This is a genomic window from Haloplanus vescus (genome assembly GCF_900107665.1).
Classification (GTDB): domain Archaea; phylum Halobacteriota; class Halobacteria; order Halobacteriales; family Haloferacaceae; genus Haloplanus; species Haloplanus vescus.
The window spans coordinates 1-12,572 of the sequence record NZ_FNQT01000004.1 but is presented as its reverse complement, the minus strand read 5'-3'; the positions used below and the strand labels follow the sequence as shown (position 1 = coordinate 12,572).

Annotated in this window: 8 protein-coding genes; 6 read left to right on the top strand and 2 right to left on the bottom strand. The window is 56.8% G+C overall.

Annotated features, from left to right (window positions below; translation table 11 throughout):
• Positions 1 to 15 precede the first annotated feature (15 nt).
• Positions 16 to 1,044 carry a Cdc6/Cdc18 family protein gene (locus BLU18_RS11895; RefSeq protein ID WP_092635360.1) on the bottom strand — a complete coding sequence of 343 codons (1,029 nt, stop codon included), beginning with the start codon at positions 1,042 to 1,044 and terminating at the stop codon, positions 16 to 18.
• Between the two features lie 671 nt (positions 1,045 to 1,715).
• Here BLU18_RS11895 and BLU18_RS11890 point away from each other — a divergent pair.
• A complete protein-coding gene (locus tag BLU18_RS11890) occupies positions 1,716 to 4,991 on the top strand; it encodes an N-6 DNA methylase family protein (RefSeq protein ID WP_092635500.1) in 3,276 nt (1,091 codons plus the stop codon).
• Positions 4,992 to 5,003: 12 nt separating this feature from the next.
• Here the strand turns inward: BLU18_RS11890 and BLU18_RS11885 are convergent, their stop codons facing one another.
• Positions 5,004 to 5,255: a DUF8139 family protein gene (locus tag BLU18_RS11885; RefSeq protein WP_092635358.1), complete on the bottom strand. Its 252-nt coding sequence runs from the start codon at positions 5,253 to 5,255 to the stop codon at positions 5,004 to 5,006.
• Between the two features lie 59 nt (positions 5,256 to 5,314).
• Here BLU18_RS11885 and BLU18_RS11880 point away from each other — a divergent pair, with 59 nt between their 5' ends.
• The 5 genes from BLU18_RS11880 to BLU18_RS11860 form a co-directional block, all read left to right on the top strand.
• Positions 5,315 to 6,091 carry a hypothetical protein gene (locus tag BLU18_RS11880; RefSeq protein WP_092635356.1) on the top strand — a complete coding sequence of 259 codons (777 nt, stop codon included), beginning with the start codon at positions 5,315 to 5,317 and terminating at the stop codon, positions 6,089 to 6,091.
• 153 nt (positions 6,092 to 6,244) lie between these two features.
• Positions 6,245 to 8,830: a PD-(D/E)XK nuclease family protein gene (locus BLU18_RS11875; RefSeq protein ID WP_092635354.1), complete on the top strand. Its 2,586-nt coding sequence runs from the start codon at positions 6,245 to 6,247 to the stop codon at positions 8,828 to 8,830.
• On the top strand, positions 8,827 to 11,676 hold the full coding sequence (locus BLU18_RS11870) for a UvrD-helicase domain-containing protein (RefSeq protein WP_092635352.1): 2,850 nt from the start codon (positions 8,827 to 8,829) through the stop codon (positions 11,674 to 11,676). The genes BLU18_RS11875 and BLU18_RS11870 overlap by 4 nt, the downstream gene beginning before the upstream one ends.
• A 37-nt stretch (positions 11,677 to 11,713) precedes the next feature.
• Positions 11,714 to 12,148, top strand: coding sequence for a TRAM domain-containing protein (locus BLU18_RS11865; RefSeq protein ID WP_092635350.1), 435 nt, complete (start codon positions 11,714 to 11,716; stop codon positions 12,146 to 12,148).
• 155 nt (positions 12,149 to 12,303) lie between these two features.
• Positions 12,304 to 12,572, top strand: a 269-nt coding sequence (locus tag BLU18_RS11860; protein WP_092635347.1) for a hypothetical protein, incomplete at its 3' end; no start/stop codon positions are given.

Sequence of the window (12,572 nt, the reverse complement as noted above, 5' to 3'; positions counted from 1 at the left end):
CTGACGGCGTCACGGTCACTGCATCGGCGATGCAGCTGCCGAATCGACGAGCGAGTACTCTCGATCCCGACTCGTGCCTTCCGCCTCGAGGAGGTTGTACTGCTCCATCTTCGAGAGATACGTGCGGATAGTCCGCTTCGTCCGTGGGTCATCGACGTCCTCGGTATAGCGCTCGTGAATCTCGCTCGGCCCGACCGGGCCGTGCTCGCGAACGATGTCGTAGACGACGCGCTGGTGCGGCGTGAGCGAGTCGAGGCTCTTCTGCTTGATCTGGGCCCGAGCATCCTCGGCGGCGTCCAGGAGAATATCGTCGGTGATGCGCTCGTGGTTCTCACGATCGGCCTTGCCGGCGGCTGTTCGGAGGATGCCGATTGCGAGGCGGGCGTCGCCGGCGGCCGCGTCGGCGATCCGGTAGAGCTGGTCGTCGGTGATGACGTCCTCATCGAGGCCCCACTTCGCCCGCGCACTCAGAATGTCGTACAGCTGCTCGTCGTGGTACTTGTCCATCCGGACGTGTTCACTCGAACGGAGCCGACTCACGAGCCGGTCGTCGACGCGGCTGAACAGCTCCTCCTCCTTGTTCGCGATGCAGATGATCGCAAACTGCGGGAGGCTGTGGAGGTCGTAGATGACGCTGGGGTCCTCCAGTTGGTCGACCTCGTCGAGAATGACGACGGTTCGCGGGCCGTCGTGCTGCTGGAGGCGGTCGACGAGTTCGTCGTGCGGCGTCGATTGTCGGTGGATGTCGATGGTCGCGCCGAGGTCGTCGAGGATCTGGTAGAGCGTGCGGAACCGCGTGTAGTTGCGCCAGCAGTTGACGTAGGTGGTCTCGACGTCGAGGACCTCTTCCCGGAGTCGTTCGGTGACGAACTGCGAGATGCAGGTCTTGCCGGCGCCGCTGGGTCCAGTGACGATGGCTGTGTCGGCGGGTTCCCCGTTCGTGATGGGCTCAAGAACGCTGGAGAGGTGGTTAACTTCGGCGTCGCGATGCTCAACTTCCCGAGGGACGAACCCGGCGCGGAGAACGCGAGCATCGCGGATCATCTTTGATTGATAGACTGGTTTTCTGGCTAGTACTAAAAACGTGACCGGGGTGTTTCCGGAAAGTACTATTCAATCTCAGTTCAATCCGAGTTTGACCACGCTGTGATGCGGTTCGTTTTGAGGAAACCAAGCATTTCCGGAAACACCTGAGGTCGAACGTAATGTGGCGTTTGGCAAGGCAATGCCACGTCAATCATACCCCAGTGCTTCAAAAAACCGCGATATCATAGTCGCTGTCTTGTACGTGACGAGCATCTGGTTGCCGGAATTGTACTTTTCAGCAAACCAGTCCACGACATCATACAGTAGCTGTGCTTCGGCTTTGTATCTCGAGTCCATTCAAAATCGTACTCTCCGTCCGGGGACAGGACGACGGGGGAGACGTGTCCGATACGATAGCAACGGGAATTCAGTGTTCCGGTCGGTTGAACTACGGTTCAGGGGCGGCGAAAATTGTTTCATTGTCGAGAGCGACACGGTCATGTCAGAGGTGTCTCAATACCCTACCTCAAATTCCAGTAATTTACCCAACACGACAAATTTTTTAATAGCGGCCAAGGGGATGGACAATGGCGCCGTGACTGGTTAAGGGATAGAACAAAGTATCCTGTATAAGAAAGAACCCAATATCCTTGCCGACTAATCAGCACTCTCTCTTCGACGCGGACCTAGTGGATGAGTACTTACAGCAACAGGAAGTCGAACGCCCAGTCGATACCGACGACATTGTTGATGCCGTGGAAGGCTGGACGGGAACGAGCACGTCACTCACTGAGCGCAACCTGCAGCAATCGTTCGTAAGTGACATTTTCAGCGATGTACTTGGATACACTCGACCGCGCGGCAGCGCCGGTGAATTCCAGCTCCTCCCTGAATCACTCTCCGAAGGCGGTGACGGGTTCCCCGACGTTCTACTCGGTCACTTCGAACAGGACGACGGGGATCTCACTGAAGACGTCAGGAAAGTCGTCGGAGAGCTGAAAGACCCGGGGACGGACCTCGATAAAGTCGATCCATCGCGCCTCAAATCACCGGTGGAGCAGGCATTCGAGTACGCGATCACGAACGGTCTGTCCGTTCGGTGGGTTGTCGCGTCGAACATGGAAGTAGTCAGGTTGTACCACCACGGCAGTATCGACCATTACGAGGAGTGGGAGATCGACGAGTTCCTTGACGCCGACGGTGAGTTGACCGAGACGTTCTGGGAATTCTACTTCATTATGCACCGACGGTTCCTAATCGGTGAGGATGCCGATTCGGACATCGAGGACCTCATGGCGCAGAACCTGTCCGAACGGTTGGAACTCACCGAGGACTTCTACCAATTCTACCGGGAAGCTGTGGAGGACGTGTACGAGGAAATTATCAACGAAGCCCCGGAGCTCGGCGAATCCAGCGACGGGCAACTCGCCGCGATTCAAGCCGCTCAAACCCTGATACACCGCGGTCTCGTAATTTGCTTCTTCTCAGACCACCCGTCCGGACTACTCCCGGACGACCTGCTTGAGGACGTCGTCAGCACCGGCGCGACACTCCCGACGCTGGACGACCGGAAAATCTACCCGCTCATTCAGGATATGTTCAGAGTCATCGACACTGGGAGCCCGGACGAGTACCCGTACGATATCTTCGGGTACGACGGCGGGTTGTTCGAGGAGGACGAAGTGCTGCAGTCAGTGACCCTCCCGGACGAGTTGTTCACTCGGGAATACGAGATCGGGGATACGACGATTAACGGCGTGTACGGGTTCTACGAGTACGACTTCCACCAAGACCTGAATGAGCACGTTCTCGGCCGTATCTTCGAGGAGAGCGTGGGTGATATCGAGCAGGTGCGAGCGAACCTCGCAGAAGGCGAATCGAACCCGTTCAGCGGTGACCGAGGGGACTATGGCCTGTACTTCACGCGGGAGGGTCTCACCGAGTACGTCGCCGAGCACGCGATACAGGACCTTCTACAGGACAAGCGCACGAAGATTCGGGACGAGTTAGACCTTGAGAACGGGGAGATGGAGATGGAGAACCCCGACAAGGAATTCCTTGAAGCCTACCTGAAGGAAATTGTCAACATCCGAATCGCGGACATCGCGTGCGGGTCCGGTGCGTTCCTGGTTTCTTGTTTCAACCACTTGAGTCGTGAGGCGCGACGGGTGCACGAAAAGCTCCGATCCGCACGAGCGACCGGATCCGACGGTCACTACCAAGTTTCACTTGAATCGTACGAGCAGACTGAAATCGACATTCTCGACAAATCGCTGCATGGTAACGACCTGCTGCAGGAAGCGATTGAAATCTCGAAACTCTCCGTGTGGCTACGCAGCGCGCGGAAGAATACGTCGCTCGGTATGCTTACTGGGAATTTCGCGTCGCAAGACGCACTCGACGGTGAAATCCAATTCGAAGACGAGGATGAAACGCCCGGATTCGGCGAATTCGACCTGATTATCGGGAATCCGCCGTGGGGCGGGCAGGTGAGTCCCGAAGCCGCGGAGTGGTTGAGTGACGAGTTCGGCGACGAATTCGACGTCGATAATCTCGACACGTACGAACTGTTCATTCTCGTCGCACTGAAATACTTGAACGACGACGGACGGTTAGCGTTCGTACTCCCGCAAACCCTGTTGAATCCGGACCACTCCGGTGTCCGCGAGCACTTACTGGGGAACTACACGTTCGAACGGTACCATATGCTCGGAGCCGACTGGTTCGGTCCAGAAATCCGGATGAACACCACGACGCTGCAAGTCCGGAACGAGGATCCGAGCGACGGGAATACGTTCCGTAGCATGACGCTCGTAGACGATGACCGGCGAGCGGCGATAGAAGGTGAGTTGAGCCTGTCACAGCTGGAGTCGGCGTATTCATTCGATATCCCGCAGGACCGGTGCATCGAGTCCGGGGAGATCGAGCCGTTCCGCTACACTACAGACGACGAGATACTCGGGACGATGCAGTCGAACTCAATTCCGCTCGGTGCGTTATGTGAATCACACCGCGGAGTTGAGCTTAACAAAGCCGGGCACATCATTCAGTGCCCCGCATGCGGAGTGTGGATGCCGCCGCCGCGAGGACGTGACCCGGACACGAAGAAAACGTGCCCCGACTGTGAGACTGAATTCGAGTACCAGAACAAGCTCGGGGAAGAGTACATCGTTTCCGACGACCCGGCAGACGGTGATGTGACGTACATGGACGGGGATTCCTTCGGGGAACGGTACGATCACTTGACGCTGAAAGGGTTAGACACCGGGTACAACGGAATTCAGTACAAGGACGAGGAGATCTATCGCGGGGATAAAGTGTTCATCAGGCAAGCCGGTGTAGGTCTGTCCGTCGCGTACCACGGTGATCCCGTGTACTGCCCGCAAAGCGTCTACATCTACAAAATCCGGGACGACCGGAGTGAAATGCGGAACTGGTACGTTGACATTGACCCTGATGACGAGGAGTATGACGGGAAGTGGACCGTCCCGGAGAATATCCCAGACGGATTGAACACGGAAACGTACCACAAGTTCCTGTTAGGCGCGTTGAACTCCCGCGTATTCCATTACTACGTGTTCAAACGGTTCGGTGAAATTGATGCTGCGCAGGCATTCGCTAAGCTGACACAGACGAAAATCCGGTCGCTCCCGATCCCTGTTGCGAAGCTAACGACAGAGGAGGGCGTGGAGACGGCAGAGAAAATCGCAGAGTGTGTCGAGGAGTTGCTGGCCGGTGACGGGGAGTTAGGTGGAGAAACGGACTGGAAGATCGAGCAAGCACTACAGGACTTGTACGGTCTCGACGGAAGCGACATGGTCCATATCTCTAACCAGATGGGTCTCGTCGCGTATCATCAAACGATGCAGGAGCTGTACCCTGATGGGAAGCCGCCGGCACCGGAGCGGAAGCAGGACGTGACGTTGAACGTGGACGCCGCGGAAGCGGCCGAAGCGGACGATTAGACGGCGACGCGGCTACTCTTCGGGGACGAGATCTGCGTGCCGAAATTCGACGGGAAGTACGCCACCGTCCTCAACGGCGCGTACACGGTACGTGAACCGGTCCGAGTCGCGCCCGCTCTCTCGGTCTAAGTCGTCGGCGAACCGGTCTACGACCTCGCAGCGGACGCCGTGGAAGCGACTGTCCGGGTCATCCGGGTCGAGATACACGCGCACTGTGTCGTCCGGGTCGTACGGGTCCGGTGAGGGTTGCGGGATGTCTTCCATTCCCTGTCTTCGAGTACCCCGACCACCCATTTATTATCAACGAGTGACGGTTAACCAGTATGTTCGAACGTTTCCGTGACTATATCCCTCAATTCAGCTTTACTGCAGTGAAGGCCGTTTTCGTCGAGAACTTCGTCTTCTGGCAGTCAAATACTGAGGTTCCGACCGAGGACCTGCAAGACACTATCGAGCGGCAAAGCAAACCAGTCGTGAAGAGTCGAAGGAGGGAGACCCAGTCGAAAAGCGGCCGAGGCAGCACGTTCGATATTCTCACGATCCAGCTGGAAAATCTCGGTGAAGGCGTCGCTCAGAACCTGTATGTTCGGCCCACACTCGTCGTCAGTTACGATCCAGACCCCGGAGAAGGGACGCCTATCGACATAGAGGACGCGTGTTTCCTCACTCCCGCCGGTGACGGATTCGAGATCCTCCCAAGATACTTCCCGTTGAACAGGACCGAGGGAGACCAGTTTGAAAATAACTCACGGGAGGGCGGGGTGTTAAGCCCAAATGAAGGCCGTGTCGAGTTCAGCACGCAAGTTGAGTTTGAGGAGGTGTTCCACGGCGAAGAGGGTCGAGCCGAGTACGTCCGGTCGCCAGTGTTTGAGACAACTCAGCGACTGTATGACGCCGGGATTCGATATGTTTCCTTCCAGCTACACGTGCTGTATACGGACGTGAACGAGAACGTGTATTTTAATCAGGTGATGGGGAAGCCAGGTGAGATTACTGGTGGGGTGACGCTGGAGGATATCCGCGAATTCCGATTCTCGTCGGAGTCTTCAGATCACAAGTTGCAACGACGGGTCGAAGAGACATTCAAGTACCCGCCGTGAGTTGTGAGCGGTGTTTGTGAGGTTTGAATCTTCCATTCATACAGAACGACGGTCCGGGCTATAGGACTCACGACCGTCGTTCTGAAGCTGTACATTTCCAAAGCCTGATCTAACTGACAAAGATTTAACCGACATCACTGACTGTCTCTGAGCGTGCCATTTCCCCGCGCCAAATCGCCAGGCCAACTCTACGAAGAGGTTCGATCGTACGACCGGGTGATCACTCCGGATGGGCCGCTTGCAAGTGCTCTCAACCGCCACCTCGATCGTTCGCATCTCGGTCCGTTCGCGATCCCACCACGCCGACTTGCAGTTGGTCGACGCCAAGAGTCCGAGGACCGTCTCGCTTTCCTCGGTATGCTTGATCACGAGGACCTCTCCTGGAAGCGCTGTGCATACGCGGTTGGGAATATCCTCCAGTGTTGGGAACACCGAGGGTCACACGACGCTATCTTCGAGTACGACGGCTACGTCGACGATGCCACCGAACGAGCTGTGGAGCGAATCGCGAAACTCGAGACCGCCTCGATGAAGCTCACAAACGAGACCATCGATCCGAATTTCGACGTGGTCGTCGTCGAGCCGGCGATGCTCACCCAGCTCGAACGAGCGTATCTGCCTGCCGAGTACGACACGGTCGACCTCTTCGCTGATACCGAGTTCGAGCTCCCGCCGTTCCGTATACACGATTCGCCGACTGCGATCGTCGAGACCGTCGTCGATTCCGTCGATGACGAGAACGCTGATAACGTCGGGATTGTTCTCGATCAGGAAAGCGAATACTCACCGCTTATCGAGTCCGCGCTCGAAGCGGCCGATATCCCGTTTTTCGGCGGGCCGGGATTCACAGATCGCAGCGAACACCGGTTGTTCCTCCACCTCCTCCGGACCGCCCACCGGGGGACTGATACCCGAATAAGCGAGATCCGGTCGCTGTTGACGGTCTTCGATTGTGACGTCGTCGACGCTGACACAAACAAGCGACTGCACGAGCTTGACGATGGAGATCTCAAGTGGCTGATCGACTTCTGCCACGATGTCCAAGAGTACACGTTCTCGGATGCCCTTTCAGTGTTTGAACGCCACGCCGGCGACACGCTGGATGCCTTCCGGGAGGAACTGGAGACACTCACCATCGCGGACGAATCCATCACGGAAGCGCGCCTCGACGATTTGTCGTTCTATCTCCAGACCTACGAGGTGCCGGTCGATCGAGAGAACGAGGGTGTCTTGCTCGCCGATGCGAAATCAGCGTCGTACGTGGGTCGTGAGGTTGTCTTCTACCTAGGGCTTGACGACCGCTGGACCCACTCGGCCCCACGTCGTCCGTGGGTCGACCAGGACGCCCAGTTCACACGGAATCTTAAGAGCTTCCAGCTGCTGTTGCAGAGCGGCAGCCAGCAACACTATCTCGTCCAAGATGCGACCGGCGGATCACCCGTTACGCCGTGCCTGTACTTCGAAGAGCTCCTCGAACCGGAGTACGACCGCTTCTCCGATCTACCTTCGACAAGTCATCAGATCGAAACCGCAGCACGAGCTGGTGACGGATTCGAGAACGAACCTGTCGGTGTGACTTCCGACCCGGTCGAGACGATCAGCAAGTCGAGTCTCAACACCTACGTGAACTCACCGCGAGACTACTACTTCAGCCGGATAGTCGACGGTCCGGAGAAGGCGTATCTCACCGAGGGCAACCTGCTCCACGACTTCGCGGAGTTCTACGTCAACCATCCGGACGAGATTGACGAAGAGACACTCTCGGAGGTCGTCGAACTTATGCTCGAGGACGTCCGTCCGCTGGTTCGCTCCGTCGACGAACGGACCCGGCGCACTGAATATCGTGCGAGCCTCGAAACGATCGTCTCATATCTTGACGCGAACCAGCCGACCGAGGGCGCGTTTCTGACGCCGTCCAGTGGGGGTGATAATGCCGTCGCTGCTCACTTCGGTCGCGATATCGACTCTCCCGTGACTGAACGTCGGTTTACTGACGAAGAATTGGGCATCAACGGAATGATCGACCTCGTTCAGTCGCAGCAAGAACTGCTCGACTACAAGAGTGGCAGCGAGAGCAGCGCCACCTCAATCGTCAAACACGCCGCGATTGACGAGCCGACAGACGAGCCTGACTTTCAGGCAGCACTCTATCTCACCTATTGGCGATCACAACGTCCGGGTGACCAACTCTCGTTCACCTTCTTCTACGTCACCGAACTCGTCGACGACGTGATCGCCGGCGACGCCGACATCGACGACGCGTTGACGACTGTAACATACTACCCTGAATCGCTCACCGAGCACGTGCAACGTGAGGAGTTCTTCGAGTATCTCCGTGAGGAGGGGGCACAGAAGTGCCAAAAGATCCTCTCGAAGATTGACTATCAGACGTACGCCGCGCTCTTCGATGCTGCGCAGCTCGTCGAGACGACCGATAGCGACGAACTCATCGAGTCCGAGTTCGGACAGACGATGATCGATCGACTCCAAGCGGAGATTGGCGAGTACAAGTACGTGACGACGGGGAGCAAGCAGGTGATGCGAGCAATCGTCGACCGACAGAAGGGTGCATTCTTCAAACGTGATCTCGATGCGTTCGAATCATTTGTCGACGAGCGACTGACGGAACTCAACCGACGCCGCACTGGCGACGAGGAATTCCCCATCGAGGGGCTTGCCGACGAGACGAACTACCGACGGGTAGACAATCGTGACCTTCTCTTAGAGGGTGAACAATGAGCGGCGTCGACCCGAACCGGGAGCAACGCGAACTCATAGAGGCGACCGATGGCCTCTATCTCGTTGACGCGGGTGCTGGCACCGGGAAGACGTTCACCGTTACCCGGCGATACGCAAACATTGTCGCCCAAGATGGCGTCGATCCCGAAGACGTGCTGTTGGTGACCTTTACGAACAACGCGGCCGAGGAGATGCGGGAACGGATAGTGCGTCACAGCGAGTACGGGATGCGGGAGCTCGCGAACGCGCCGATCCAGACGTTCCACTCGCTGTCACACGACCTGCTCGACGAATACGGACACGACGCACCGATGTCCCTCGGGATCGAAGAGACGATCACTGGCTCGACACGGATTATCGAAGACAAAATCATCGAACAGGCGCTGTTTCGTGAGTTCATCGGCCAGTTCATCGATAACCACCCAGAGTATGACGAGTTCTTCACGGCACTGTCGGAGACGTCGGAGCTACTCGATCTGATCAAGGAACTGTCCGCAAAAGGTGTGTTCCCCACTGCGGATGGCTGGTACCGGGACAGCGAGTCACACCTCGATGGGGACTTTGAGGCGTTCGAGACGCTGTTCACCGACCGGAATGAACCACGGAACGGCGGGAGCAAGCAATCGAAGCTTCGAAAGAAGCTCTATCAGTATGGTGAAGATAAGACGTATCTCCCGAAGGCGCCCGCAAAGTGGGACATCCGCGGCGATGGCAAGCAAGTCCCTGCGGACCTCGCTAAACGTGTCTTCGAGGAGGACCGAACGGCTCTCAAGCGGTTCGTCCACGACGTATATCACGCCTATCTTGAGTTCGCGCTTCGGCGGAACTACCTGAACTTCGGGTTCCTTCAGCTGTTCGCGTTCGTGCTTCTGTGTGAGGATCACGACCTCCGAGAGCAACTGGGGTACGAGTACGTGATGGTCGATGAGTTCCAGGACTCCAGTGAGATCCAGTTTAAACTCACGCTGCTGCTTGCCGGCACGAACAACATCTGTGTGGTCGGCGACTGGAAACAGAGCATCTACAGCTTCCAGTACGCGGACGTCGACAATATCCGCGAGTTCGACGATCGGCTCGAACGATTTACCGCGGAGCTGAATCGGGACGTAGATCGAGTCACGTTCCCGACGACGCCGGTTGATGACAAGCAGCTGACGCGGAATTACCGGTCGACGCAGTCCATCTTGGACTTCTCTACCCACGCGCTGACTGCCCGTGCGACAAAGAACGAATCTCTGGATGCGGAGGCTATCTCCGAGCAGGTTACACCACTGACTGCCGATACAGATCGAGATGATAGCTACATCGAGGCGCTCACGAGTGAGGACGAACACGAGGCCATTCTCGCGAAGATCGACGCAATCGTCGACAACGATGATTACGCCGTCGAAGGCGACGACGGCACGTATCGCGCTCCGGAGTACGGCGACATCGCTGTGTTGACGCGAACCCGCGATTTCGGTCGGGATCTGCTCGATACGGCGAGTACGTTCGGTCTGCCGATGGCCTACGAGGGTGGGATCGAGGTCTTCCGGACCGACGCCGCGAAGCTGGTGTTAGCGTGGTTACGTATCCTCGAACGTGACGCTGAACGCGGGTGGGCACTCGTCCTCGAAGAGGCTGGCTACACGATTGACGAGACGAAGACGATCATCGAGCGTGAGGCATATCCCGAAGCTATGGTCGCATTCCGAGAGGATCTACGGGATTTGGAGACGTTCGGCGGCGTCGCCCGACGCGTGTTCGAACAGTACGGCCGTTCCGGCCCGACCGCAGACGTCGTCCTCGACACTATTCAGTCGGTTCACGGGACGACGACGTTCACCCGTGGAGAGCTGATCCGATTCATCGAGGAGGCGATTGCTGATGGGAGTACACACGACGTCGACGCCGGGGCTGGGACGAACGCGGTGACTGTCCAAACGATCCACGCGACGAAAGGGCTCGAATACCCGATCGTCATCCTCGCAAATATGAACGCGAACAAATTCCCGTCTTCCGGTGGCAGCGGAAGCGATATTGCCTACACCGACCCGATTGGCCTCCGTCAGCGGAAGGTGTACTCAGAGGATGCACACGGCGTTCCACACGTCTACGACGACTGGAAGACTGACGTTCTTAATCGCTGCCTCCCACAGAACTACGACGAGGAACGTCGGCTTCTCTATGTGGCTGTCACGCGTGCTGAGAGCCACCTCGTCTTGACTGGCGGTACTGACCCAAATTCGTTCCTCGATTCACTCCCTGTTGATGTCGAAGATATCGACCCCGATCTATCTGCGTTCGACCCAGAACCCGGCGAGCATTCGACCTACACGGTCGATATTCCGGAGCCTGATGGACCGGCAAGCTACTCACCACACACCTTCATCGATGACGCAGTCTTCGAAGGGAATACCGGCGGCCGGGGAATGGAGTTCGGGTCAGACGTCCACGAGTTTGCGGAACGGTATGTTCTCGGTGAAGCAGTCGAAACCGGCGATAACCCTGACAAAGAGCACGTCAAGGCGTTACTCGACTCACTCGAGGGTGAGACGAGAGCCGAGATCGATGCGTTCCTTCCGCTTACCGTCGACGGCGAGAAGGTAACGATCGGCGGCATCATCGACTTGCTCCACGTGACATCTGACCGTGTTGAGATCATCGACTACAAAACCGATCTCACAACGCACGCAGAAGATGAATACCGGAAACAGCTCAGTATCTACTACCATGTCGTCGCCGACCAATATCCTGATCGGTCGGTTACTGCGTCTATTTTCTACACCGATGATGGCACTCGGCACAATATTACCCCTCTCGATAAGGCGGCTCTTCGAGAGCTAGTGGTAACACATAGTGTTTAAATTACTTGTCTCGTGGGTACTGAGCACTAGAAACTCAATGGTCGAAATTCCCAACTCCCTTCGCTCTCTGTTCAGTGCTCCAATTAAAGAGCAGGATGGGACGTACATAGTGGAGGTCCCATCGAGCGAAATCGACTTTGAAGCGTTGTCAGCTGACGAAACGTATCGCGTAGCGATTCTGGAATCTCCTGTCTCGACGGAGTCGTCAGTACAACAGGAGTCACAGAGAGCACCTTCTCGTGAGACTGCGAGCCATTCTTCCTCAGGACCTCCCGTGGAGGAAGGCGAAGTACGTGATGTGACCATCGAGACAGTCGGCGATCAGGGCGACGGTATCGCAAAAGTCGAACGTGGCTACGTCGTGATCGTTGCCGGCGCTCAACCTGGCGACGAGCCAACCGTCGAAATTGAACAAGTTCAGGAGAATGTCGCGTTTGCGAGCATTGTCGATAGCAATCCACGAGCTTTCTAACTGCTGTTCTTTCTGTGGATCAATCTCCTTCTCTGTAAACCATCGGTGTGAGAAGGCTCCGTTCGAGTTTGTCTGATGGAGGTGGTTCTGAAAGTCACGTTCGCCCTCTCCGTTCGTTCACGATGTCACAACCTTCCAAAGCCAAAATTCAATCTATGACAAAGGAACCGATTGAGGTACTCGACGACTTGGCCGACCAGGTCGCCGATGAGTTCGAGGCGTATAGACAGCCGGACGAATTCAAGGATGTCTCGCTCGTGATCGAGAACAGCGACGAGGAACATCCGACGCTGATCGTCCACGTCGATAGGGAGGATGCGGAGTCCTTAGCCGACCGTATTGATGAGTTCCTCCGCGAGCACGGTGCTCGTACTGAACGGGAACGACACTCAGCTACGGATGTCCGTGTGTTAGCGACGGTCGA

What these genes read in the sequence shown, in the direction of transcription:
- BLU18_RS11880 (WP_092635356.1), top strand. Translation starts at nt 5,315, where the DNA reads ATGTTCGAACGTTTCCGTGACTATATCCCTCAATTCAGCTTTACTGCA.
- BLU18_RS11870 (WP_092635352.1), top strand. Translation starts at nt 8,827, where the DNA reads ATGAGCGGCGTCGACCCGAACCGGGAGCAACGCGAACTCATAGAGGCG.
- BLU18_RS11865 (WP_092635350.1), top strand. Translation starts at nt 11,714, where the DNA reads ATGGTCGAAATTCCCAACTCCCTTCGCTCTCTGTTCAGTGCTCCAATT.
- BLU18_RS11895 (WP_092635360.1), bottom strand. Translation starts at nt 1,044, where the DNA reads ATGATCCGCGATGCTCGCGTTCTCCGCGCCGGGTTCGTCCCTCGGGAA.
- BLU18_RS11885 (WP_092635358.1), bottom strand. Translation starts at nt 5,255, where the DNA reads ATGGAAGACATCCCGCAACCCTCACCGGACCCGTACGACCCGGACGAC.